The organism is Flavobacterium sp. TMP13, assembly GCF_050847115.1.
Lineage (GTDB): Bacteria > Bacteroidota > Bacteroidia > Flavobacteriales > Flavobacteriaceae > Flavobacterium.
Genome location: NZ_CP193656.1, coordinates 1,314,427 through 1,340,232, shown reverse-complemented (window position 1 = coordinate 1,340,232; position 25,806 = coordinate 1,314,427). Strand labels below are relative to the sequence as shown.

26 protein-coding genes are annotated in these 25,806 nt (G+C 35.6%); 6 read left to right on the top strand and 20 right to left on the bottom strand.

The window, feature by feature from the left end; all coding sequences use genetic code 11:
* The first annotated feature begins 9 nt into the window (after positions 1-9).
* Together ACRASX_RS05830 and ACRASX_RS05825 are read left to right on the top strand one after the other, a co-directional pair.
* Positions 10-2,673, top strand: coding sequence for a CHAT domain-containing protein (locus ACRASX_RS05830; RefSeq protein WP_432222729.1), 2,664 nt, complete (start codon positions 10-12; stop codon positions 2,671-2,673).
* The gene (locus ACRASX_RS05825; protein WP_432222728.1) at positions 2,625-3,062 is read left to right on the top strand and encodes a retropepsin-like aspartic protease; all 438 of its coding nucleotides are present in this window, start codon (positions 2,625-2,627) and stop codon (positions 3,060-3,062) included. Before ACRASX_RS05830 ends, ACRASX_RS05825 begins: the two co-directional genes overlap by 49 nt.
* A gap of 83 nt (positions 3,063-3,145) precedes the next feature.
* Here the strand turns inward: ACRASX_RS05825 and ACRASX_RS05820 are convergent, their stop codons facing one another.
* On the bottom strand, positions 3,146-3,646 hold the full coding sequence (locus tag ACRASX_RS05820; RefSeq protein WP_066312552.1) for a DUF6646 family protein: 501 nt from the start codon (positions 3,644-3,646) through the stop codon (positions 3,146-3,148).
* A 41-nt stretch (positions 3,647-3,687) separates the two neighbouring features.
* Positions 3,688-4,413, bottom strand: a complete 726-nt coding sequence (locus tag ACRASX_RS05815; protein WP_066312547.1) for a metallophosphoesterase family protein — start codon at positions 4,411-4,413, stop codon at positions 3,688-3,690.
* Positions 4,414-4,546: 133 nt separating this feature from the next.
* On the opposite strand from ACRASX_RS05815, the gene dinB reads away from it, so the two are divergent.
* Together dinB and ACRASX_RS05805 are read left to right on the top strand one after the other, a co-directional pair.
* On the top strand, positions 4,547-5,629 hold the full coding sequence (dinB, locus tag ACRASX_RS05810; protein WP_432222726.1) for a DNA polymerase IV: 1,083 nt from the start codon (positions 4,547-4,549) through the stop codon (positions 5,627-5,629).
* 89 nt (positions 5,630-5,718) lie between these two features.
* Positions 5,719-6,225 (top strand): PAS domain-containing protein, encoded by a 507-nt coding sequence (locus tag ACRASX_RS05805; RefSeq protein WP_066312545.1) that lies wholly within the window; start codon positions 5,719-5,721, stop codon positions 6,223-6,225.
* 54 nt (positions 6,226-6,279) lie between these two features.
* Here ACRASX_RS05805 and ACRASX_RS05800 read toward each other — a convergent pair whose 3' ends face one another.
* From ACRASX_RS05800 to aspS, 17 genes are all read right to left on the bottom strand, one after another.
* On the bottom strand, positions 6,280-7,047 hold the full coding sequence (locus tag ACRASX_RS05800; protein ID WP_432222725.1) for a Bax inhibitor-1/YccA family protein: 768 nt from the start codon (positions 7,045-7,047) through the stop codon (positions 6,280-6,282).
* Between the two features lie 153 nt (positions 7,048-7,200).
* Complete coding sequence (locus ACRASX_RS05795; RefSeq protein ID WP_066312543.1) at positions 7,201-8,574, bottom strand: NADH-quinone oxidoreductase subunit N; 1,374 nt, start codon at positions 8,572-8,574, stop codon at positions 7,201-7,203.
* Between the two features lie 88 nt (positions 8,575-8,662).
* The gene (locus ACRASX_RS05790; RefSeq protein ID WP_432222724.1) at positions 8,663-10,102 is read right to left on the bottom strand and encodes a complex I subunit 4 family protein; all 1,440 of its coding nucleotides are present in this window, start codon (positions 10,100-10,102) and stop codon (positions 8,663-8,665) included.
* Positions 10,103-10,112: 10 nt separating this feature from the next.
* Positions 10,113-11,996, bottom strand: a complete 1,884-nt coding sequence (gene nuoL / locus ACRASX_RS05785; protein WP_432222723.1) for an NADH-quinone oxidoreductase subunit L — start codon at positions 11,994-11,996, stop codon at positions 10,113-10,115.
* A gap of 6 nt (positions 11,997-12,002) precedes the next feature.
* Positions 12,003-12,323 carry an NADH-quinone oxidoreductase subunit NuoK gene (gene nuoK, locus ACRASX_RS05780; RefSeq protein WP_066312537.1) on the bottom strand — a complete coding sequence of 107 codons (321 nt, stop codon included), beginning with the start codon at positions 12,321-12,323 and terminating at the stop codon, positions 12,003-12,005.
* Entirely contained in the window at positions 12,323-12,835 is a 513-nt protein-coding gene (locus ACRASX_RS05775) for an NADH-quinone oxidoreductase subunit J family protein (protein ID WP_066312529.1), read from the bottom strand. The genes nuoK and ACRASX_RS05775 overlap by 1 nt, the downstream gene beginning before the upstream one ends.
* Before the next feature lie 3 nt (positions 12,836-12,838).
* Positions 12,839-13,381 (bottom strand): NuoI/complex I 23 kDa subunit family protein, encoded by a 543-nt coding sequence (locus ACRASX_RS05770; RefSeq protein WP_066312527.1) that lies wholly within the window; start codon positions 13,379-13,381, stop codon positions 12,839-12,841.
* 153 nt (positions 13,382-13,534) lie between these two features.
* Positions 13,535-14,587: an NADH-quinone oxidoreductase subunit NuoH gene (gene nuoH / locus ACRASX_RS05765; protein ID WP_066312526.1), complete on the bottom strand. Its 1,053-nt coding sequence runs from the start codon at positions 14,585-14,587 to the stop codon at positions 13,535-13,537.
* A 3-nt stretch (positions 14,588-14,590) separates the two neighbouring features.
* The gene (locus ACRASX_RS05760; RefSeq protein ID WP_066312521.1) at positions 14,591-15,616 is read right to left on the bottom strand and encodes a 2Fe-2S iron-sulfur cluster-binding protein; all 1,026 of its coding nucleotides are present in this window, start codon (positions 15,614-15,616) and stop codon (positions 14,591-14,593) included.
* An 81-nt stretch (positions 15,617-15,697) separates the two neighbouring features.
* The gene (gene nuoF, locus ACRASX_RS05755; protein ID WP_432222722.1) at positions 15,698-17,065 is read right to left on the bottom strand and encodes an NADH-quinone oxidoreductase subunit NuoF; all 1,368 of its coding nucleotides are present in this window, start codon (positions 17,063-17,065) and stop codon (positions 15,698-15,700) included.
* A 1-nt stretch (position 17,066) separates the two neighbouring features.
* On the bottom strand, positions 17,067-17,597 hold the full coding sequence (locus ACRASX_RS05750) for a complex I 24 kDa subunit family protein (protein ID WP_066312517.1): 531 nt from the start codon (positions 17,595-17,597) through the stop codon (positions 17,067-17,069).
* Positions 17,598-17,648: 51 nt separating this feature from the next.
* Entirely contained in the window at positions 17,649-18,884 is a 1,236-nt protein-coding gene (locus ACRASX_RS05745) for an NADH-quinone oxidoreductase subunit D (protein ID WP_066312514.1), read from the bottom strand.
* A gap of 32 nt (positions 18,885-18,916) precedes the next feature.
* Complete coding sequence (locus ACRASX_RS05740; RefSeq protein WP_432222721.1) at positions 18,917-19,438, bottom strand: NADH-quinone oxidoreductase subunit C; 522 nt, start codon at positions 19,436-19,438, stop codon at positions 18,917-18,919.
* A gap of 1 nt (position 19,439) precedes the next feature.
* Complete coding sequence (locus ACRASX_RS05735; RefSeq protein ID WP_066312510.1) at positions 19,440-19,988, bottom strand: NADH-quinone oxidoreductase subunit B; 549 nt, start codon at positions 19,986-19,988, stop codon at positions 19,440-19,442.
* A gap of 137 nt (positions 19,989-20,125) precedes the next feature.
* On the bottom strand, positions 20,126-20,491 hold the full coding sequence (locus tag ACRASX_RS05730) for an NADH-quinone oxidoreductase subunit A (protein WP_066312508.1): 366 nt from the start codon (positions 20,489-20,491) through the stop codon (positions 20,126-20,128).
* Positions 20,492-20,727: 236 nt separating this feature from the next.
* Positions 20,728-20,922 carry a cold-shock protein gene (locus ACRASX_RS05725; protein ID WP_007137066.1) on the bottom strand — a complete coding sequence of 65 codons (195 nt, stop codon included), beginning with the start codon at positions 20,920-20,922 and terminating at the stop codon, positions 20,728-20,730.
* 109 nt (positions 20,923-21,031) lie between these two features.
* The gene (gene aspS, locus ACRASX_RS05720) at positions 21,032-22,786 is read right to left on the bottom strand and encodes an aspartate--tRNA ligase (RefSeq protein WP_432222720.1); all 1,755 of its coding nucleotides are present in this window, start codon (positions 22,784-22,786) and stop codon (positions 21,032-21,034) included.
* Positions 22,787-22,927: 141 nt separating this feature from the next.
* Here aspS and ACRASX_RS05715 point away from each other — a divergent pair, with 141 nt between their 5' ends.
* Both ACRASX_RS05715 and ACRASX_RS05710 read left to right on the top strand, forming a co-directional pair.
* Complete coding sequence (locus ACRASX_RS05715; protein WP_432222719.1) at positions 22,928-23,920, top strand: TlpA family protein disulfide reductase; 993 nt, start codon at positions 22,928-22,930, stop codon at positions 23,918-23,920.
* Positions 23,921-24,097: 177 nt separating this feature from the next.
* Entirely contained in the window at positions 24,098-24,421 is a 324-nt protein-coding gene (locus tag ACRASX_RS05710) for a toxin-antitoxin system YwqK family antitoxin (RefSeq protein ID WP_432222718.1), read from the top strand.
* 102 nt (positions 24,422-24,523) lie between these two features.
* Here ACRASX_RS05710 and odhB read toward each other — a convergent pair whose 3' ends face one another.
* A complete protein-coding gene (gene odhB, locus ACRASX_RS05705) occupies positions 24,524-25,768 on the bottom strand; it encodes a 2-oxoglutarate dehydrogenase complex dihydrolipoyllysine-residue succinyltransferase (RefSeq protein ID WP_432222717.1) in 1,245 nt (414 codons plus the stop codon).
* Positions 25,769-25,806 lie beyond the last annotated feature (38 nt).

Here is a 25,806-nt window from a genome sequence, read left to right as displayed (position 1 = left end):
AAATCGTACATGAACTTAAATTACTTATATGTCTTAATTTTTTTATTTATAAACCTGAACGTTTGGAGTCAGAAGCTGGCTGGTTCAGAAAATAAGATATACGAAGCTATTGATGTTTTTGTAGCCAAACCTACGGCTCAAAATCTAAAAACACTGACCAAAACTGAAACTGATTTCTGGAAAAATACGCAACTAAAATCCGAAGATGAATTACTTGCTATCGTCATTTTAATTTGCAACAAAGCCTATTATGAAAACCAGTTTGGACACTCTCAAAATGCGATAAAAAGTTATGAAAAAGGGTGGCAGACGTATCAAAAAAACAAACTAAAAAATTACGACATTATTGAATATTGCTTGAAACCGCTAGGAAACTTATACACTCTTTTAGGCGATTACGAAAATGCAGAAAATACGATCAAACAATATTATTTCATTGCCAATCAAGATAAAAATGAAGCTCAAAAAGTGGCCGCAATTCTTAACTTATCCAACGTATATCAAAACACAGGAAGTGCAATTAAAGCAATTGATTTAATCGAAAAAACGATTCAAACCGAAAAATTAACTGCCACTCAAAAAGGAATTTTACTCAATAACTTAGGCGCCAATTACATTGTAACAGCACCTCAATCTTCAAGCAAACAAAACAGCTACGAGGAAGCCGAAAAAACGTTATTAAATGCTATTGTGTTTTTAAAAAAGGACAAATCGCAAAACGAAACACTTTCTAACGCCTATCAAAATTTAGCAAAGCTAAATATCGAGCGCAATGATCTAGGCAAAGCAGCAAACTATTTTGAAAAAGCCAAGACTGAATTTTATAAAACAACCAATCATGAACCGCGAAAAATAGCCAAGCTCTATTATCAGGCGGCTTATCTTGCTTTTAAACAAGGAAAAATAGCAGACGCTAATCAAAACAACACGGCTATTTTCAAAACATTGATTCCGAATTACTCTACTTTAAAAAATTCATTACCCGACAAAAATTCGCTTTATGCAGAGACTGTTTTATTGGATGCTTTAGATTTACAAGCGAGTATATATGTGTCACAGAACCAGCTAAAAAGTGCGTTAAAAAGCTATGCGCTTTCTTTTCATATCGAAGAATTGTTTCAATCACTTTTGGTTTACGATAATTCTAAGATTGTCACACAAATTAGAAACCGAATTCGAACCGAAAAATGTCTTTCGATTTACTATTCGCTGTATGCAAAAGAGAAAAAGCAATCCTATATTGAAAGTGCTTTTTTACTGGCTGAACAAACGAAATCTATTGTTTTAAAAGCGCATTCTCAGACAAATGCAACAAGAACACAAGAAGAAAAGCTCATTCGACAACAACTACAAAAATGGAATACGCTTATTGTAAAAGAGCAGCAAAAACTAGAATTAGCTAATATTTCTAAAATTAACGAAGCCATCAAGAAACAGAACGAATTGATGCTTTTGCTAAAGTCTAAACCAACAAAAACGACTAACAATAATACTACTGAGTTTAATTTACAGCAATTCTACAACAAATTAGAGCAAGACGAAGCAACCTTAGTTTCGTACTTTTTTGGTGAGAAGACAATCTATAACTTCACGGTTGCAAAAAAGAAAATAGCACTTCACGAAATTGTCCTTAAAGATCCCAATCGTAAAACTTTATTCGATTTTATTGCTCTGTTTAACAACGCCAATACTATTACCGAAAATCCTCAAGACTACAATAGGTTAGGCAATACTACTTACGAATTACTCAAACTCCCGTCAGATACAAAGTTGCAAAATCTGATTATTATTCCCGACGGTGTTTTAAGTTTTTTACCGTTTGAATCTTTACTGACTCAGGCATCAAAAACAACAAACTTTGCCCAAATGCCGTATCTGCTGAATGAATTTAATGTAGCGTACAGTAATTCTGCTTCATTTTATCTGAATGCAGTTCCGTTTTCTAAAACTAAAAAAACGGTGTTGGGAATTTTTCCAATCTTCGATAATACGCCTGATGCTTTAACGTTTTCTAAAAATGAATTGCAATCCATAAAAGAAAATTTTAAGGGGCAATTTTTCGAAAATAATACTGCAACATTTTCCAATTTTAAAACTAATGCTGCCAATTATTCCATCTTACATTTAAGCACACACGCCTCATCGGGTGATACCGAAACTCCAGCGAGCATTAAATTTTTTGATGAAGAGGTTTTGTATTCTGAATTATATGATCTGAGTCTACATCCAGATTTAGTTGTTTTGAGTGCTTGTGAAACTGGTCTTGGAAAGCTATATAAAGCAGAAGGTGCCATGAGTATTGCAAGAGGTTTTCAAATGGCTGGTGCACAAAATTTATTGTTTTCATTATGGAAAGTGAACGATTTTACCACTTCTGTTATTATGCAGCATTTTTATAAAAACATCAAAAACAAACAATCTTATTTTAGGGCCAACGCCAACGCAAAACGTGATTTCTTAAAGGATGCTACTATTTCAAACGCAAAAAAATCACCGTATTATTGGAGCGCTTTTGTGTATTATGGCAATGTTACTCCACACGAAAAGTCAGCTAATTTTATCGTTTACATCATTAGTATATTGGGTGCAATTGGTTTATTTTTGATTTTCAATCGTTATCAAAAATGGAAGAACTTCAAAAAGTCCTCAAAAAAGCAAAGTATCAAAAAATAAAATTTAAGTTTATTGCCACCAATCATTTAGTTGTTAAAATTAAATTAAACGGAATTCATGGGAATTTCATATTAGATACTGGGGCTTCTAACACTTGTGTCGGCTACGAGGCTATTGAGAGATACCAGCTCGACGTAGTAGACTCAGACGATAAAGCCGCTGGCGCAGGAGGCACAGGCATGGACACGCAAGTATCCAAAAACAACATACTGCAAATTGGCCGTTGGAAACAAGAAGAATATACTGTAATCGTTTTTGATATGTCGCACGTAAATGAAGCTTTGCGGGATCACAAGGCAAAGCCAGTTCACGGTATTATTGGTGCAGATGTGCTAATGACTGGAAAAGGAATAATAGATTACTACAATCATTATTTGTATTTGAAATAACGAATTTTAAAGACAAATAATAAAAAATCCCAAACCTCATAAAGTTGATGTTTGGGATTTTTTAAATTTTATAAGTGGTGCAATTAGTTCAAATTAAAAGCGGCTCCAATATTAAAAGTAAATTGATTGTTCAAGTGTTCAAAACCTTGCACATTACTGTCATACTTCGCGATAGGGAAAGCAATTTCAGTAAAAAGACCAAATCCATCTGAGAAGAAATAACGAGCACCAACGTGTCCTCCAAAATTTTTCAAACTTAAATTTAAACCTGGATACAAGTCAAACGCTTCTGAAATATTTAAAACTGAACCCAAATTCGCATTCACTCTTACTTTAGCATCAAAACGATCTCCAAATTTTGGTTTATCTCCTAAAACTTCGTCCACACCTAATAAGTAACCGGTAACTACACCAAAAGAGAAGTTCTCTCCTAGTCCAAAATCAACAGAAGCTTGAACTCCTGTACCACCATCCTGAATATTGGCTCCAATATTAAGTTTGGTATCGCCTTTTCCTGAAAAAGCAGTTTGTGCGCTAGCGAAAGTAGTTGCTAGTACAACTAATAAAGTAAAGATTTTTTTCATTTTAAAGATTTTAATAGTACTGCAAAAATAAGATTTTTATTCTAATTCCTTCCTCTTTCTTCGGGATACAATTTGTAAACGGGATCACTTTGCCAAATTTGTTTGGTATCTACATTCATAATGGTCAGCGGACCTTTAAATGCGGCAGCGGTATCAACATTCCAAACATTTGCTTTTTGTACGGGAACCGTTTCATTAATTCTAGAAACTGGTGTGTGACCGATATACACTTCTGGATATAAAGTTAAGCGCTTTGGATACAACTTATCACTAATGTGCATTGAGGGATCAAGAGCTAACGCTGTTTCCCACAAGGTTCTGTCCCAATAAAACGTTTTCGAAAAATATTCGTACTCCACACCATTCATATTGCTAAATCCGGCGTGCACAAACAATCTGTTTTCAGCATCCAAATGGTAATCTTCTAAGGATTCTAAAAACAAAACATGAATATCTTTATGCGTTCTTGTTAATTCTTCGTAGGCTAAAACAGTAGCTTCGCCACCGTGATCGTACCATTGCTCATTGTCTTTGCCGTCTTTAAGCCATTGCAAGACCAAATCGTCATGATTACCACGAATGCAAATACAATTTTGTTGCTGTTGCAATCCTATTAATTTGTCGATCACCTGCGGCGATTGACTCCAACCATCTACATAATCGCCTAAAAATATTAATTTATCATCGGTAGTCACGGCTGCTCTTTCAAGCACTTGTTCCAATGCTAAAAGTCCCCCATGAATATCGCCTATAACAAATGTTCTCATCTTGTGTTTTTTGAGGTGCTTTTTACAAAAATAAGAGAAATTGTTTTGCTTATTCGTATTTTAAGCAAATTTTAGCATCGTTTTTTTATCTTTTTCGTACTTCTATTGCCGCTTTCCTTTCTAAATTTGCATCATGGCTGAAGAAGGAACTTATCGCAAAATTATTCATATTGATATGGATGCTTTTTATGCGTCAGTCGAACAGATGGACAATCCTGAATTACTAGGGAAACCCATTGCCGTTGGTGGATCGGAAAACCGAGGTGTCGTAGCGGCAGCAAGTTATGAAGCTCGCAAATTTGGTGTTCGAAGCGCGCTTTCGGGCGCACAAGCTAAACGCAATTGCCCTGATCTTATTTTTGTTAGTCCGCGTTTTGATCGGTATAAAGAAATTTCTCAGCAAATACATAAAATATTTTACGACTACACTGACTTAGTAGAACCACTATCATTAGATGAAGCGTATTTGGATGTGACTCAAAACAAAAAAGGAAATCCAAGTGCAAGCTTACTGGCACAAGAAATAAGATTACGAATCTTTAACGAGGTGGGAATAACGGCTTCTGCAGGAATTTCGATAAATAAATTTGTTGCCAAAATCGCCTCCGATTACCATAAGCCCAACGGCCAAAAAACTGTAAATCCACATGAAGTGATTCCGTTTTTAGAAGAACTGCCCATTCGGAAATTCTATGGAGTTGGAAAGGTTACTACTGAAAAAATGTATCAACTTGGTATTTTTACTGGTGCGGATTTAAAAACAAAATCGGAAGAATTTTTAGAAAAACACTTTGGGAAGTCAGGTAAATTTTATTACAATGTGGTTCGCGGCGTGCATAATAGTGAAGTAAAATCGCATCGAATTGCCAAATCGGTAGCGGCAGAGCATACGTTTGATGTGAATTTGTCTTCGGAAATATTCATGTTGGAACAACTCGAAAAAATAGCTGCATCTTTAGAAAAACGCATTTTAAAACATAAAGTTTCGGGCAAGACTGTGACTTTAAAAATTAAATACAGTGATTTTACAACCCAAACAAGAAGTAAAACGTTGCCTTATTTTATAGCAGATAAACATTTGATTGTAGAAACTGTCAAAGACCTATTATACCAAGAACGTATGAAAGACTCGGTACGATTACTAGGCATTTCTTTAAGCAACCTTAATACTGAACAAAAGAAAGCAGTTGTCGTTCAGCTTAAGTTTGATTTCTAAAGCTATTAAACAAGCGTTAAAACATCTTAAAACGTAAGTTGTTTCGTCATTTAGAATTATCTTTGATCAAATCTTAAAGTTATAATCTAATGAATGCTTACGAAGATGCCATTGTAGCTCACCATCAATCCAGACAAAATTCGTCTTTTCCGATCGTTTCGGTAGAGTATTATTCGGATGCATTTGTAAGTGTTAAGCGCTCTTGCATCGATAACATTCGATTGAAGAATTTAGCTTTAAAAAACTCTTGGCAAAATTTCAATTATAATTTATTAGACAAATTACAACAAGTAGTCATCATTGTGACTACTCCGAAACTCGAAATAATTTTTGCTTCGAATAGAATGCATCAAATGAATGGTTATACGGAGGTTGAGGTTTTAGGTCAAACGCCCAAAATGTTTCAAGGAAAAGAAACCTCTCCTTTAATTTCTAAGCAAATTAGAGCTTCTATAAACGCACAAGAACCTTTTGAGCAGACAGTTGTGAACTACAAAAAAGATGGATCAACTTATAAATGTGAAATTATGGGAGTTCCTATCTTTAACAATAAAGGTAATTTAACTCATTTTGTAGCCTTTGAAAAAACAGTATAAAAAAAAGCTTTCTGAAATTCAGAAAGCTTTTTTTTATATATATCTATATTTTACTTAGTCTTTACTAGCCAATTTAGATAGCAAACGCAAGAATTCTATATACAACCAAACCAAGGTAATCATTAAGCCCATAGCACCAAACCATTCCATGAATTTAGGCATGCGTTGTTGCACTCCTTTTTCTATTTGATCAAAATCTAAAAATAAGTTTAAAGCAGCTATTATAATTACGAACACACTTATTCCGATACTCATCATTGAATTTCCGTAATGAACGGGAACGAAACTCGTAAACATCGAGAACAACCACGAAATTAAATAATATGTCGCAATTGCTAAAGTTGCCGCAATTACCACCGATTTAAAACGCTCTGTTACTTTTACTATCTTAAATTTATACAACCCCAAACAAACCATAAATGTCACTAACGTACATCCAACTGCTTGCATTACAATTCCAGGATATATTGCTTCGAAGATGGCAGAAATTCCACCAATAAATAATCCTTCAAATAAAGCGTAACCAGGTGCTAAATAACCCGAATATTGTGGTTTAAAAGCCGCGATCACTACTAAAATCAATCCAACTACTGCACCTCCAATAGCGGGCAACATTACATTCATTCCGTTAAATGACATCCACCACGTTACCATAGCAGAAGCAACCAAAATCATAAATAATAATGCTGTTTTATTAATTGTTCCAGACAATGACATTTCTTGTCCGTAATCAATAATTTCAGCGTGGTGTACTTTTTCTTGTACCGCTGTATTTGAAAAACGCTTATTACTTAAAAAAGGGTTATTAGATTTAAATTCCATTGTAGTTTAATTAATTTTTCATCAAATATAATATTATTTCTCTGATGTCCTCAAACTGCTATATTATATTTAACATCTTCATTCACTTTGCCTTTCATCGCATAAAAAAAGCCATCAACAAGTGATGGCTTTTTTATAATTTGACTTTGTTTACTATTTAATAATATCCAAAACTAAAGATGGATTTAATCCGATAATAATATTTAAAAGAATAGAAACTATTGCTACACCGTAAATTAAAATTGGAGTGGCTGTTCTTTTCTCATTAGGTTCTTTTGTATACATAACCAATAGTAATTTAAAGTAATACCCCACACTAATAATAGAGTTGATTACCGCTACGATCACTAAAGCAATATAACCTGCTTGAATAGTTTGGTTGAACAAAAACAACTTAGCAAAGAATCCAGAGAAAATCGGTATACCAGCCATAGACAACATTGCTGCTGTTAAGATCGCTGCCAGTAAAGGATTCGATTTTCCTAAACCATGAAAGTTGGTCATGTCTTCGTTGTACGGTGTGTTTTTACATACATACAAAAGCACTGTAAAAGCAGCAATTCCCGCTAAGCTGTAAGCAGCAGTATAATACAACAATGTTCCTGCAGATTCTGGAATCGTTAATAAAGTCATCAACATAAAACCTGCGTGTGAAATACCAGAGTAAGCCAACATACGTTTTACGTTTACTTGACGCAATGCCATTACGTTACCTACAGTCATAGAAGCCATTGAAATGACAACAATAACTATTTTAAAATTATCTGATAAATCAGCATTTAATACTTCTAGTAATTTGAATAAAGACGCAATAGCAACTACTTTAGCCAAAGTTGACATTAATGTGGTTGTTAAAGCTGGAGAGCCTTCATATACATCTGGAGCCCAAAAGTGAAAGGGTACAGCCGCAATTTTAAAAAACATACCAACAGTCAACAACACAATTCCGATTGGAAACCAAATAGGTAATTCTGCTGATTGTGACAATTCGCTAATTTCAACAACATCAAAGCTTCCCATTGCTCCGTAGATCAAACAAATACCAAAAAGGATAATTCCTGAGGCGAATGAGCCCATCAAGAAATACTTCATACCTGCTTCGTTACTTTTAAGACTCAAACGGTCACTAGCAGCTAAAATATAAAGCGCGATCGACAACACTTCGATACCTAGAAAGAACATAGCTAAATTTCCAAAGGAAACCATTGCAACCGCACCTGCTAATAAAAATACTTTGATTGCAACGAAGTCGGAGATCTTAGTCGGATGATCTTCGTAAAAATTAAAACTTAAGGCTACTAAAAAGATAGTCAAAACAATAAATAAAGCGGAGAATCCCAACGAAAACTGAGAGGTCGCAATCATATTATTATAATAACTTTCAGAAGTACCAAACTCTGAAATGGTTAAAGCTAAGACTGCCAACAATCCAATTATTGTAACTGGAACAATGCCTTTTCTTAAATTGAAAATTTCAAATACAAGGCATAAAACCCCTAATCCTACTATAGCTATTAATGTATTCATTTTTTTTCTTGAGATTTAGACTCTACGTTTATTCGTATCTTCTAATTGCTATTCTATATTTTTATTTAAATTCTTATTGACCGTTCAATTATGAATTGTGAATCGTTTTTAAGATGATTTCTAAACTGGGCGTTATCAACTCAATAATTGGCTTTGGATAAAAACCAAAGAACAACAACACAGCAATTATAACTCCAAAGGATATTCCTTCATTTAAGGTTACGTCTCTAAACATTTTAGAATTCGTTTCACCCAACATAACTCCTTGGTACATTTTTAACATGTAGTATGCACCTAAAATGATTGTTGTACCACCTAAAGCTGCGTACCATATATTGATTTGTGCTAAGCTATATAACACTGTAAACTCACCAACAAAGTTAAAAGTTGACGGTAGTGAAATTGAAGCCATTACCAAAATTAAAAACATAGAAGAGAACTTGGGAGATTGTGTGCGAATTCCTCCTAAATCTGCAATGGTTCTTGTTTCGTAACGTCTGAAGATAACTTCAGAAGCCAAGAACAATCCAACTACCACAAATCCATGAGCAATCATTTGCATTACAGCTCCTCTAAAACCATCTAAAGTTAAACTATACGTTCCCGCGGCAATTAATCCAACGTGTGCCAATGAAGAGTATGCTAATAATCTTTTTAAATCTTTTTGATTCATCGCTACAATAGAACCGTAAATTACACCAGCAATACCTAAACCAATAACAATTGGCATGTACTCTTGAGCTGCTTGTGGAGCAATTGGCAATTGCCAACGAATGATGCTGTACAATCCCATTTTTAACATAATACCAGACAAAAGCATGGTTCCAACAGTTGGTGCTTTTTGGTATACACTTGCTTGCCAAGAGTGAAAAGGAATTAATGGAATCTTAATTGCGTAAGCCAAGAAGAAAGCACCAAAGATCCACATTTGCTCTTTGCTTGTAAGTTCTAATTGATACAAATCAGTGATCATAAATGATCCAGCTTTTGAATACAAGTAGATAAATGCTACCAACATAAATAAAGATCCTGCCAAGGTAACAATAAAGAATTTTACTACTGCTCGCTTGCGTTCTTCGGTATCACCATTACCCCAAATTAGAGCGATGAAGTAAATTGGAATTAATGCCAATTCCCAAAAAATGTAGTATAATAAACCATCCGCAGCCAAAAAGGTTCCAACCATTGCAAAAGACATAAAAAGAACTAAAGCGTAAAAACTTTTGGCATTTTCTACATTATTTCCAAAGGAAGAAAAAACAATAATTGGCGTTAAAGCAGTCGTCAATAAAACCATCGCCAAACCTAAACCGTCACCTTGCAAAGCAAAGCTAATTTGAGGTTGCGCAATCCATTGGCTGATGTAGTTAATATTTTCGCCTAAGTTGAACTGATTTAATAAAACAATTGAACCACATAAAGCAGCTAAACTGAATAACAACGCCACTTTTGATGCGAGTTTGTTACCTACTAAAAAAGTAGCAAAAGCGCCGATTAAAAGAATAATTAATATAAGGGAAACGTTCATAGTTAGTAAATTATTGAGCTAAAAATAAATAAGAAACGATGGCACAAAGTCCAAGTACAAAAGCAAACAAATACAAACCAATACTTCCGTTTTGTATCTTTTTACCTTGAAAAGCGATTTCTTCAATTATACTTCCAAATCCGAAGAAAGCTTCAGACAAATTAGTTTCTACTTTATTTTTGAAAAACTTAGAGATAGAATTAGTTGAAGTAACAAACAACGTATCATACAATTCATCAATATAATATTTATTGTACAACACCTTACCAACCCCTTCTTGATGTTCATCAGCGACAGGTACTTCTTGGCGTTTGATATATTTTACAAAGGCTATCATAATTCCTAATAATCCACCTGCTACTGCTAAAGCCATTAGCGAATATTCAATATAACCCAATTGGTGCGCTGCATGTTCTGCCTTTGAAAACAACGGTGCTAAATAATGATTCAACCAGCTATTTCCTGGCAAGCTAATTAATCCTCCAAAAGTGGCTAACAAACCTAAAACAACTAGTGGAATAGTAATTAAAGCCGGACTTTCGTGCAAATGATTTTTTTGCTCTGTTGTTCCTCTAAAGTCATTGAAGAAAGTCAAGAATAACAATCTAAACATATAAAACGCAGTTAAAACAGACGCTACCGATGCAACAACCCAAAGCACTTTATTGTGCTCGAAAGCAGTTAATAAAATTTCATCTTTAGAGAAAAAACCAGAAAACAATGGCATTCCAGAAATTGCTAATGAAGAAGCTAAGAACGTATAAAATGTAATGGGCATCACTTTACGTAACCCACCCATTTTACGCATGTCTTGTTCTCCATTCAATGCATGAATTACAGAACCTGATCCTAAGAACAAACAAGCTTTAAAGAAAGCATGTGTAATTACGTGAAAAACTGCAACTTCATAAGCACCAAGACCCAAAGCAATAAACATAAATCCTAATTGCGAAACGGTTGAATAAGCCAACACTTTTTTAATGTCATTTTGAACCAAACCAATAGTTGCAGCAAAAATTGCTGTTGCACCACCAACAATGGCAATTATATTTTGAATTTCTGGTGTTAAGTCAAAAACAAAATTTAAACGCGTGATCATAAAGATACCCGCTGTTACCATCGTAGCAGCGTGAATCAAAGCCGACACTGGCGTTGGTCCTGCCATTGCATCTGGCAACCACGTATATAACGGAATTTGGGCCGATTTACCACAAGCACCAATAAACAAACATAATGCAGCAATCGACAACATCGGAAGGTCCAAATCTGTTGCAGTAGCTATTGCCGTTTTTAAAGTCCCATAATCTAAAGTAGAGAACATCGAACCAATAATAAAAATTCCGACTAACAAGCCTAAATCTCCAATACGGTTCATGATAAAAGCTTTCTTAGCCGCATCATTAAACTCTTGGTTTTTATACCAAAATCCGATTAACAAGTACGAACAAAGTCCAACACCTTCCCAACCAATAAATAACACTAATAAGTTGCTACCCACAACCAACATAATCATAAAGAAGATAAATAGGTTTAAGTATGCGAAATACTTGTGCATATTATCATCGTCATGCATGTAGCTGATCGAGTATATGTGAATCAGTGCGCCAATTCCGGTTACAAATAATAACCACAAAATAGAAAGTTGATCCAATAAAAATCCTAAGTCGATTTTTATAGTACTAATTTGAATCCAGTCAAATAATGAAATTTGAATGGCTTGTTGATTTTGACTAATCTGAGAAAAAAACATTAATGTTGCAGCAAAAGAAACCACTACTGCTAGCGTTCCTACAATTCCTGAAACGGTTTTACCCAATGCTTTTCCGAAGAAAACATTAATTAAAAATCCCAAAAGGGGAGCTAAAACTAAGACTAAAGCTAAGTTGGTATCCATTTCCATTTATCCTTTTAAATTTTTTAAATTATCGATACTAATTGAACCTAAGTTTCTAAAGATCGAAACTAAAATTGCCAATCCAACTGCTACTTCCGCGGCAGCTACTGCCATTGAAAAGAATACAAAAACTTGTCCTTGCGCATCTTGATGATAGGTCGAAAACGCTACAAATAATAAGTTGACTGCATTCAACATAATTTCGATTGACATAAAAACGATGATGGCATTACGACGGTACAACACTCCAAAGATACCCACGCAAAAAAGCACGACACTTAAAAAAATGTAGTTTTCAATACCAATATGATTTAAAACATTCTCCATTATTTTTTCAATTTTTCTTTTTTAGACAATAATACTGTACCAATCATTGCCACTAACAATAAGATAGAAACAAACTCAAACGGAACCATGTATTCGTTCAATAATATTTTACCCAACACTTTTATTGATTGAAAATCTTCTCCTGTAGAATCATATCCCCCTTCAATTGGTTTTGAATTGATGAAGAGTGCGATTAAGACAGCACATACCAAAATGAAGGAAACAATTGCTCCCAAACGCGTAATTCTAGGGCGGTGCACTTCATGTCTTTCATTTAAGTTCATCAACATGATGGTAAACAAAAACAAAATCATAATGGCTCCCGAGTATACGATGATGTGAACCACAGCCAAAAATTGGGAATTCAGCAAAAAGTAATGTCCTGCAATCGAAAAGAAACTGATCACAAGATAAATGGCACTGTGAATTGGATTTCGACTAAATACAGTCAAAAAAGCGGTCAATACGGTAATGAACGCTAAAACACAAAATATAATAAGTTCTGTTGACATTAATTATTCTTTTTTAAGTTGAGCATTTTTTATCGCCATTTCTAGAGGCATAACCAAACGGTCTTTACCGAAAATAAAATCTTCACGGTCATAACTCGAAGGAACCAATTCTTTAGAAATAGTCATATAAATGGCATCTTTTGGACAAGCTTCTTCACACAAACCACAGAAAATACAACGCAACATATTAATCTCATAGATTGACGCATATTTTTCTTCGCGGTACAAATGTTTTTCATCTGGTTTGCGCTCTTCAGCTTTCATCGTAATCGCTTCTGCAGGACACGACAAGGCACAAAGTCCACAAGCCGTACAGTTTTCACGACCCAATTCGTCACGTTTCAACATGTGTTGTCCACGATAAACAGGACTACGCTCACGAATTTGCTCCGGATAATGTATGGTAACTTTGCGCGTAAAAAGGTGTTGGATCGTAATCCACAACCCTTTAAAAATGGCAACCAAATAAAGGCTTTCCCAAAAAGTCATCTCTTTATTAGAGACTACCTTTTTTCTACCCGATAATGATATCGTATCTATACTCATTTTAATGTATGATTTTCAATTTCAGATTCCAATCCAAAACTAACTTTAATTATATTTATTTGAAGCTATTCCTGCTATTCACTCCAATCTTTTTATCCGCTAGGGCGGCCAAAAAGGATTTCGCTGCTATCAGGGCTAGGGCTAATTCTTGTATTAAAACCCTAAATATGCAATAATATCTGCTCTTAAAATTACTATTCCAGTAACAATAATATTGATAATTGATAATGGAATTAAAATTTTCCAACCTAAATTCATCAGTTGATCGTATCTAAATCTTGGCAACGTCCAACGCACCCACATGTAGAAAAAGATAAAGAAGCAAAGTTTAATAAACAAGGCTAACATTCCTAATAGATTTGCAATATTTACGCCTACATTATCCACCATCCATTGCATTCCTGGATAATTATATCCTCCAAAAAACAAAATAGCAATAATAGTAGAAGAGATAAACATATTAGCATACTCCGCAAACAAATAGAATCCCATTTTCATAGATGAGTATTCAGTATGGTATCCACCCACTAGTTCGGTCTCACACTCTGGTAGGTCAAAAGGAGTTCTGTTGGTTTCTGCAAATGCACAAATTAAGAAAATCAAGAACGACAACGGTTGATAAAAAACGTTCCAGTTCATTCCAGATTGTTGCATGGTAATTTCTTTTAAAGAAAGTGTTCCTGTCATCATCAATAAAGCGATAATAGACAAGCCCATGGCTACTTCATACGATACCATTTGAGATGCAGCACGAACAGCTCCCATCAAAGAGAACTTATTGTTAGATGCCCAACCACCAATCATAATACCATAAATACCAATCGAAACTACTCCAATAAAATACAGTAATCCGATATTGATATCCGTTGCTTGCAATAAAATATCACGCCCAAACAAATGCAAGCGATCACCCCAAGGGATAACAGCACTTGTCATTAATGCCGTACTCATTGCAATTGCAGGTCCCACAATAAATAGAAATCTATTGGGTGTATTTGGGAAAAACTCTTCTTTCGAGAATAATTTTAAACCATCTGCAAGTGGTTGCATCAAACCACCCCAACCGGCACGGTTTGGTCCTACACGGTCTTGCAAATAAGCAGCTACTTTACGTTCTGCCCAAGTAGAATACATCGCCATTAACATGGTTACCGCAAAAACGATAACAATGACAACGCTTTTTTCTATGATAAATGTACTATCCATTCTTTAACAATTTTCTGTATTATCATCTAAAGGAATAGCAGACATACTGATCTTTTTACGATCTTGGTCTCTTCCCATCAAAATAGTTTTTTCAGTAGCAATTTCTACTTTTTGCAACGGACGAATGTAGTTGTTCTGATTGATAACCGAATCTTTTTCAAATTCTCTTGGTCCTTCAATAACCCAGTCTTCTACATTTTTATGATCAAATCGACAACCATTACAGATAAACTCTTCTACTTCATGGTATTCATCTTTACGACCTGTAACGCGCTGTATTTCATCTCCAAACATCCAAACGGTTGTTTTTCCGCAACAGGTATCGCAATCTCTGTGTGCATTAAATGGTTTATTGAACCAAACTCTAGACTTGAATCTAAATGTTTTATCGGTTAAAGCCCCTACTGGACACACATCAATCATATTTCCAGAAAACTCATTATCAATTGCTTTTGAAATACAAGTTGAAATATTAGCATGATCACCTCTATCTACAACACCGTGAACTCTTTTGTCAGTCAACTGATCTGCAACTTGCACACAACGCTGGCATAAAATACAACGATTCATATGCAACTGTATATACGGACCGATATTTTCTGGTTCAAAAACTCTTTTTTCTTCAATAAAACGACTTTGCGCTTTACCGTGTTCAAAGCTAAGGTTTTGCAAATCACATTCACCTGCTTGATCACAAACTGGACAATCTAATGGGTGGTTAATCAAAAGAAATTCGGTAACCGCTTTACGTGCTTCTGTTACTCTTTCCGATTGTTTACTATTCACTTCCATTCCATCCATACAGCCTGTTACGCAAGAGGCCATTAATTTTGGCATTGGTCTTGGATCCGCTTCACTTCCTTTAGAAACTTCAACCAAGCAACAACGGCATTTTCCTCCACTTCCTTTCAGTGAAGAATAATAACACATTGCAGGTGGAACTAAATCTCCTCCTATCATACGTGCAGCCTGCAGGATCGTTGTTCCTGGTTCTACATCAATACTTTGACCGTCTATTGTTACTTTCATAATTGTGTCTTGATGTCAAAAGTTGCCAGTAGAAAGAACAGCGTCTTTCATCTTTAAACTTTATAACTTTTTAACTTTTAACTATACTGTTAGTTTACCAACAAGGTGCTTCACCTTCTCAAAAGGCTCTGCTACAAAGTGTTCACGATTTTTTATTTTTTCTGGAAAACGAACGTGGTACTCAAATTCATCTCTAAAATGACGAATAGCAGCTGCTACCGGCCAAGCCGCAGCATCTCCTAATGGACAAATTGTGTTTCCTTCAATTTTACTTTGAATGCTCCACAATAACTCGATATCCTCTTCGCGACCTTGACCGTTTTCAATACGGAATAAAACTTTCTCTAACCAACCTGTCCCTTCACGACACGGTGTACATTGCCCACAACTTTCGTGGTGGTAAAAACGAGAGAAATTCCATGTATTTCGAACCACACAAGACGTGTCATTATATACAATAAAACCACCTGAACCTAACATTGAACCAGTAGCAAAACCACCGTCGCTCAACGATTCGTAACTCATCAATCGATCTTCGCCGTTCGCTGTTTTGTAAATTAAATCAACTGGCAAGATAGGTACCGATGAACCTCCGGGAACTAACGCTTTTAATGGCCGATCAGAACTCATTCCTCCCAAATACTCATCAGAATTCATAAATTCATACACGCTCAATCCCATTTCGATTTCGTAAACTCCTTGGTTTTTAACGTGTCCTGAAGCAGAAATTAATTTAGTCCCTGTAGATCTTCCGATTCCTATTTTAGCATATTCATCGCCAGAATTGTTTACAATCCAAGGCACTGCTGAAATCGTTTCTACGTTATTTACCACTGTAGGATTAGCCCAAAGTCCAGAAACAGCTGGAAACGGCGGTTTGATACGCGGATTTCCTCTTTTTCCTTCCAAAGATTCTATTAAAGCAGTTTCTTCTCCACAAATGTATGCTCCTGCTCCGCAGTGCACATACAATTCTAAATCGTAACCAGATCCTTGTATGTTTTTTCCTAACCAACCTGCTGCTTTCGCTTCGTTAATGGCTCTTTCCAATATTTTATAGATCCACATGTACTCGCCACGAATGTAGATGTACGATAAATTAGCCCCTAAAGCATAACTTGACGTGATCATTCCTTCGATTAGTAAATGCGGAATGTGCTCCATCAAATAACGGTCTTTGAACGTCCCGGGCTCTGACTCATCCGCGTTGCACACCAAATGTCTTGGTTTGCCCGACTTTTTGTCAATAAAACTCCATTTCATTCCCGCAGGGAAACCTGCGCCACCGCGTCCACGAAGACCCGATTTTTTAACTTCTTCAACTACTTCATCAGGAGTTAAAGTTTTTAATGCTTTTTCTACAGATGCATAACCTCCATTTTGGCGGTATACGTCATAGGTTTTTATGCCTGGAACATTAATTTTATCTAATAATATTTTTTTTGACATCTTATTTATCGTGTAATATTATTTTATTATCTCTACAATCAGCAATTAACTGATCGATTTTTTCTTCATTAAGGTGTTCTTTATAAAAATCACCCACCTGCATCATTGGAGCATAACCGCAAGCACCTAAGCACTGTACACCTGCCACAGTAAACATTCCGTCTGCAGTAGTTTCGCCTACTTTAATACCCAACTTATCTGCTGTATATTCAATCAAGTTTTCGGCACCATTTAAACAACAACAAGAAGTTTGACAGAACTCAAACATATATTTTCCCATTGGTTTTTGATTGAACATCGTATAAAAAGAGACTACTTCGTATACTTCAATAGGCAAAATCTCTAACATCTCCGCCACTTTATCCATCAAATCATAACCCAACCAATTGTCATGTGCATCTTGTACCTCATGTAAAACTGGCAATAGTGCTGATTTTTTTTTGTCTGCAGGGTAATGACTAATCAATTCATTGATGCGATTCATCAATGTTTCGGTCATTTTTAATTCTTGTTCGTATCTTTTGTGTTCCATTTCGCTTCTTTAAATCTGAAATATCAAATCGTTTGTAATCCAACCAAAATATTAGGCATCCAACTCTCCAGCAATAACATTTAAACTTGATAAAATTACAATGGCGTCAGAAAGCATTGAACCTTTTATCATTTCCGTATACGCTTGATAATATATGAAGCAAGGTCTTCTAAAGTGCAACCTGTAAGGCGTTCTACTTCCATCAGTTATTAAGTAAAAACCAAGTTCTCCATTTCCTCCTTCAACAGCATGATACGTTTCTCCTACAGGAACAGGAATTTCTCCCATTACAATTTTAAAGTGATATATCAACGCTTCCATTGACGTATACACATCTTCTTTTGGAGGCAAGTAATAATCGGGTACATCTGCATGGTAAGGACCTTCTGGCATTTTATCCAACGCTTGACGAATAATACTTAAACTCTCCCAGACTTCAGCATTTCTTACACACCAACGATCGTACGTATCTCCTGATTTTCCTACTGGAACAATAAAGTCAAAATCTTCATAAGAAGAATATGGATGCGCTACACGCACGTCATAATCAACACCTGAAGCACGTAAATTTGGACCAGTAAAACCATAAGCCATAGCTTTTTCGGCATCAATTGTTCCAACATTTACTGTTCTATCCATAAAAATTCTATTTCTAACAAATAGATTTTCAAATTCTTTCCAAGCCGCTGGAAATTCTTCTAAAAAAACATCTAGTTTTCTAAAAGCTTCCGGAGACCAATCTCTTTCGAAACCACCCATTCTACCCATGTTGGTAGTCAAACGAGCGCCACAAATTTCTTCGTAGATTTCGTATACTTTTTCTCTAAATTGAAATACGTACAAGAACCCAGTGTAAGCACCAGTATCTACACCTAAAATTGAATTACAAATTAAGTGATCGGTAATTCTAGCCAACTCCATTGCAATTACACGAAGGTATTGTGCCCGTTTTGGCACCTCAATACCCAATGCTTTCTCCACAGTCATCCACCATCCCATATTGTTTATTGGAGACGAACAATAATTCATTCGGTCAGTTAGCGGAGTAATTTGGTAAAACGGTCTATTTTCGGCGATTTTTTCGAAAGCACGGTGAATATATCCAATCGTTGGTTCTGCATCAAGAATACGCTCTCCATCCATTAAACATACGTTTTGAAAAATACCGTGTGTCGCTGGGTGAGTAGGTCCTAAATTCAGAATCGAAAGTTCACTTCCGTCTTCATTTAGGTTCTCCTTGATTATTTTAGCATAACGCTGCTCTGGTGATAATAATAGTTCTGACATTTATTTAATGTGAAAAATTATACGTTTGTCTTTTAACAATTTGTGGTGGTTCTTCCAAAGAAACGATCGTCTTTATCGGTTCTTCCTGAATCTTCCATCGGGAATTCTTTTCTCATCGGAAACGAAATCATTTCATCCATATTTAAAATTCGTTTCAATTGCGGATGACCAATGAAATTTACACCGTAAAAATCATAAGTTTCTCTTTCCATCCAATTGGCACAAAGAAAAATATTAGACACAGTCTTTATCTCTGGCTTTTCGCCGTTGATAAAAACTTTAAGTTTCAATCGTACATTTTCGTACCAGTTATGCATGTGATACACAATGGTAAATTGACGCTCTAATTCATTATCAGGATAATGTACGCCACACAAATCGGTAAGAAAGTGAAAACGCAATTCTGGATCGTTCTTTAAAAATAAAACCACAGAAGTAATTACATCCGCAGAAACTTCTAATGTAAAAATATCTTTATCTTGAACGAAGTTAAACACATCAGTTCCAAATGCTTCTACAAGTTTCTCTTGTATTTTTTGAGTCTCTAATGCCATTTTATTGAATATTATACGATGCTAATAATTCTTGGTATTCTGGCGAACTTCTGCGTCTAACAGACTCGCTTCGTACCAACTCTTGCAATTTCATTACGCCGTCTAGAATTTGCTCTGGCCTTGGCGGACATCCCGGCACATAAACATCAACAGGAATTACCTTATCAATACCTTGCAAAACAGAATAGGTATCAAAAATACCACCTGAAGTTGCACACGCACCAACAGCAATAACCCAACGAGGTTCAGCCATTTGCTCATATACTTGACGTAGAATAGGTCCCATTTTTTTTGAAATAGTTCCCATTACCAACAACATATCTGCTTGACGTGGAGAAAAGCTAACACGCTCTGATCCAAATCGCGCTAAATCATAATGCGAAGCCATGGTAGCCATAAATTCAATCCCGCAACAAGAAGTTGCAAATGGCAAAGGCCAAAGGGAGTTTGCACGAGCCAATCCTACTACATCGTTTAATTTTGTAGCAAAAAAACCCTCACCAGAAACACCTTCTGGCGGAGCAACGATTTTTACATCTGAATTACTCATATTCGTTTTAGATTTTGAGTTCTAATTTTCAAGAAAACTTCTTGAAGAAGTAAAACTATTTTGTATAAAAATAAACAGCATTTAGAAGGCAGTAGCACTAATATCAACTTTTACAAAACTGATTTTCAAACACTACTTTACTCCCATTCTAAAGCCTTCTTTTTGATTATGTAAAAGAAACCAACTAAAAGCAACATCATGAAAATAACCATTTTCACCATTCCTTCTAATCCTAGTTCTTGGAAATTAATTGCCCAAGGATACAAGAAGATAACTTCAACATCAAAAAGCACAAACAAGATCGCTACTAGGAAATATTTTACTGAAAAAGGAATACGGGCATTACCCACAGATTCTATTCCACATTCAAAACTTTTATCTTTCTTTTGTGACTTTCTACTTGGTCCTAATTTTCCAGAAATAATGATGGTACCTACCACAAATCCTACAGCTAGAACAGCCTGCATGAAGATTGGAATATAATTAATTTGATCGGCTTGCATAATCCTTGAATTATATATAAAAAATGAGTCACAAAGATAGTTCGCATGTATGTAAATCACAAGACAAAAGCGGATTTAAGTGTCCGCTGAATCAGGCATTAGTTATAATTTTTATTGATTATAAATAACAACCTTCATTTGTAAGTTTTTTGAGTTAGGTATAAAAAAAAACGTTCCGATACATCGGAACGTTTTACCTTTCGTAGGCAAAAAAAATAGAATGCTATATTTATTGCTTAGATAACTGCTACTTTCGCAGCAACTTTACCTTTTCTTCCTTCTTCTTCTTCGTAACTTACACGGTCACCTTCGCGTAATTCTTCCGCGTTGATTCCTGAAGCATGAACGAAGATATCTTTTCCTGTTTCTTCGTCTGTAATGAATCCGTAACCTTTTGACTCATTGAAAAATTTTACTGTACCTGTACGCATTGTAATAATAATAATAATTTATAATGAAGCAAATGTAATATTTAATATCATACAATGAACACTTAGCTGTTAATTTTTTATAAAAAATATTGATTTACAGTGTTTTCTGTTATAAAACAGAGTCAATCTTGATATGTAATTCCTTTAATTGTTTCTCATCAATCGCAGCTGGAGCATCAATCATGACATCTCTCCCTGAATTATTTTTTGGAAAAGCAATAAAATCTCTAATAGTTTCTTGCCCTCCTAAAATGGCCACTAATCGATCTAAACCGAAAGCTAAACCACCATGTGGAGGTGCTCCGAACTGAAATGCATCCATTAAAAATCCGAATTGCGCTTTGGCTTCTTCATCTGTGAAACCCAAATACTTGAACATCATTTGTTGCGTCGCTTTATCGTGAATACGAATAGAACCACCACCTATTTCACATCCATTTAGAACCATGTCGTACGCATTTGCACGAACTTTGCCTGGGTCGGTTGGTAATAAATGTAAATCTTCTGGTTTCGGAGATGTAAATGGATGATGCATCGCATGGTAACGACCACTTTCTTCATCAAACTCTAATAAAGGAAAATCAACTACCCACAGTGGAGCAAATTCTTCTGGCTTTCTTAAGCCCAAACGTGTCGCCAATTCCATACGCAAAGCACTCAATTGTGTACGCGTTTTGTTGGCAGGACCAGAAAGAACAAAAATCATATCCCCCGCTGTTGCACCAGTTATTTTTGCCCACTGCGCTAAATCTTCTTGAGCGTAAAACTTATCAACTGATGATTTGTAAGTACCATCTTCATTGCACTTTGCATACACCATTCCGCTTGCACCAACTTGAGGCCTTTTAACCCAGTCAATTAAAGCATCAATTTCTTTACGCGTATAGTTTCCAGCTCCTGGAACTGCAATTCCAACTACCAATTCAGCAGCATTAAATACAGTAAATTCTTTATGTTGTGCAAATTCGTTCAATTCACCGAACTCCATCCCAAAACGAATGTCTGGCTTATCGTTTCCATAGGTCTTCATCGCATGATCGTATGTCATTCTAGGAAACTTATCTACGGTAACGCCTTTTATTTCTTGCAATAAATGCTTAGTCAATCCTTCAAAAACATTCAAAATATCTTCTTGATCTACAAAGGCCATCTCGCAGTCAATTTGAGTAAACTCAGGTTGACGATCGGCACGTAAATCTTCGTCGCGGAAACATTTTACAATTTGAAAATATTTATCCATTCCGCCCACCATTAATAATTGCTTAAAAGTTTGTGGCGATTGCGGCAAGGCATAAAATTGCCCTTCGTTCATGCGGCTTGGCACCACAAAATCTCTAGCTCCTTCTGGAGTAGATTTGATCAGATATGGAGTTTCTACTTCACAGAAATCTAGGTCCGATAAATACTTACGCACTTCCATAGCTACTTTATGACGAAACAGTAAACTGTTTTTTACGGGATTTCTTCGAATATCCAAGTAACGGTATTTCATACGAATATCTTCACCGCCATCCGTTTCATCTTCAATCGTAAACGGAGGAGTTAATGCGCTATTTAAAATAGTTAGTTCAGAAACTAAGATCTCTATTTCACCTGTGGCTATATTTTTATTTTTTGCTTCACGTTCAATTACGATACCTTTTACCTGAACTACAAATTCACGACCTAGTGTTTTTGCTAATTCAAAAACAGTTTTATCGGTACGACCTTCGTCAAAAATAAGCTGCGTGATCCCGTAGCGATCACGCAAGTCAATCCAATTCATAAATCCTTTATCACGAGATTTTTGTACCCAACCAGCAAGTGTAACTTCTGTATTAATGTGAGAGGCGTTTAATTCGCCACAATTATGACTTCTATACATGATTCCTATTTTAGTTTGCAAAAGTAAACACAAAAACTAGAAAACCTGTATATTCTAAAATATTATCGATAATCAGTGCTAGTTTTTTTTATACCTTTAAACAAAAATTAGATTTTTTTTGCTATAACTAAATAAATTACAATGAAAAAACTTACCTGGTTACTGTTACTTGCAATGAGCTGCTCTTACGCACAAACTTCTGTAGGCCGTATTGACTTTACAGCAAAAATTGCCAATAGAAATAGTGACACTCTCATGATTAGAGGAGCTAACAAATTCAACAAAATTATTATACTTGACAAAAAAGGCACATTTAGCACCAGCTTTGAAGGGCCAAAAGGCTTTTATCAATTTTCAGACAAACAAGAAGTTTCCAATTTATTTTTAAAACCGGGCGACGACATTAAGTTGACCATGGATGCAGCTCAATTTGACGAGACAATCGTTTATACTGGTAAAGGTGCTGACGAAAATAATTTTTTGGCTCAATCTGCTTTGCGTGACGAAACTTTCCAAAATGAAGCTTTTACAAAAGGACCTGAAGAATTTGAAAAATTATTAGCAGCCAAGCAAAAATTTGAAAGTGAAGCGATAGAAAATGGACTTTACGACAAGGATTTTAAAGAAGCGTACAAAAAGTCGATGCTAAAATCGAATGAATATGCAAAAATGGAATACGACAGCAACCAAAAAATGAATTCTTTGGGTGGCAAACCTTCACCAACATTTGATTATGAAAACCACGCAGGTGGAAAAACCAAGTTATCTGACTTAAAAGGCAAATATGTTTATCTTGATATGTGGGCCACGTGGTGTGCACCGTGCCGTATGGAAATTGCATATCTTCAAAAAATAGAAAAAGAATTTCATGGTAAAAATGTTGTTTTCGTTAGTATTTCTATAGATGCAGCAAAAGACCATGACAAATGGAAAAAATTTGTTACTGACAAACAATTAGGAGGCATTCAGCTTATCGCTGATAAAGATTGGAACTCAGAGTTTGTAACCAGCTATAACATTACCGGAATTCCACGTTTTATATTAATAGACCCAAACGGAAACGTAGTTGATGCTAATGCTTCTCGCCCATCTTCAGGAGACTTAGAAGGTCAATTAAATGCTTTATTGAAGTAAGAAGCAAACCAATTTTAGATAGAAAAAGCCAGCACAAATGTGCTGGCTTTTTTATTTATCAGAAAATTCTAATGTTAAGGTTTTCTGTTGTGTTATTAAATTGTTAACTAAAAGTTTATTTAATGTAAACTATTTTTTATATTTGATGGAGAACTGGCTAACATTTAAAACTAAAACATGAAAAATTCTTTAAGTTTAGTAGCAATATTGTTTTCGGCAGTTGTATCTTCACAACAGACAAAGCCGGAGTTAGAAGTTGTTGATAGCAAAGTAAAAGCCACGTATTATTTTGAGAATGGCACCGTGCAGCAACAAGGTTTTTTTAAAGATGGAAAACTCGACGGTACTTGGATCGCCTATGATGAAGCGGGGCATAAAAAAGCTATTGCTGAATACCGAAACGGAAACAAAATAGGAAAGTGGTTTTTCTGGAACGACAGCTGTCTTACCGAAGTAGATTATTCGGACAGCCGAATTGCAAACGTTAAAAACTGCAAATAGGATATCTTATTTTAAAAAATAGCATTACAACCAAACCAATAAACCAAAAAATCCCAGACTCTTAACGAATCTGGGATTTTTTTATAGCTAAATACGTTGTTATTACAACTCTAATGCTTTTTTAGGATTGTTATCCATCAATAACTCCATTGGATTCTCTAACGCCTCTTTAACTGCTACTAAGAAGCCAACAGACTCACGACCGTCAATAATTCTGTGGTCATATGATAATGCCACGTACATCATTGGGTGAATTTCAACTTTACCATTCACCGCTATTGGGCGCTCAATAATATTGTGCATTCCTAAAATTCCTGATTGTGGCGGATTGATAATTGGCGTAGACAACATACTTCCGAAAACACCTCCGTTGGTAATTGTAAAAGTACCACCAGTCATGTCGTCAACCGTTATTTGACCGTCACGTGCTTTAATCGCTAATCTTTTAATTTCTGCTTCAACACCACGGAAAGATAAATTCTCAGCATTGCGAACTACAGGAACCATCAAACCTTTTGGACCTGAAACTGCAATCGAAATATCAGCAAAATCGTAAGCTACTTTATAATCACCATCCATCATAGAGTTTACATCTGGATACAACTCTAATGCTCTAGTAACTGCTTTGGTAAAGAAAGACATGTATCCTAAACCAACCCCAGCGTGCTTTGCTTTAAAAGCATCTTTGTATTCATTACGAATTGCATTAATTGGAGACATGTTCACTTCGTTAAAAGTAGTTAACATTGCTGTTTCATTTTTAGCAGATACTAATCTTTCCGCTACTTTACGACGCAACATTGATAATTTTGAGCGCTCAGAACCACGATTTCCTCCTGTTGGAGTTCCCATTGAAGGCATTGCGTTTACTGCATCGTCTTTAGTGATTCTTCCTCCTTTTCCTGTTCCTGAAACAGTAGCTGGCGCTATATTTTTTTCATCTAAGATTTTTCTTGCTGCTGGCGAAGGACTTCCCGCTGCATGAGAAGTTACTGCTGGAGCTGCTTTTGGCGCTTCTGCTTTAACCTCAGCCTTTGGTGTTTCTTCTTTTGGAGTCTCCTCTTTAGGAGCTTCGCTTTTTGATTCGGTAGTTGCTCCAGATGGTTTTACACCTTCTGTATCAATTAAACAAACGACTGCACCTACTGCTACCGCATCACCTTCTTCCGCTTTTAGTGTGATAATTCCACTTGCTTCCGCAGGCAGTTCAAGTGTTGCTTTATCTGAGTCAACCTCTGCAATAGCTTGATCTTTTTCTACATAATCGCCATCTTTTACTAACCAAGTTGCAATTTCAACTTCTTTAATTGATTCCCCTGGTGATGGGACTTTCATTTCTAAAATCATCTTGTTTTTCGTTTAAAGTTTAATTGGTTTAAAGTTTC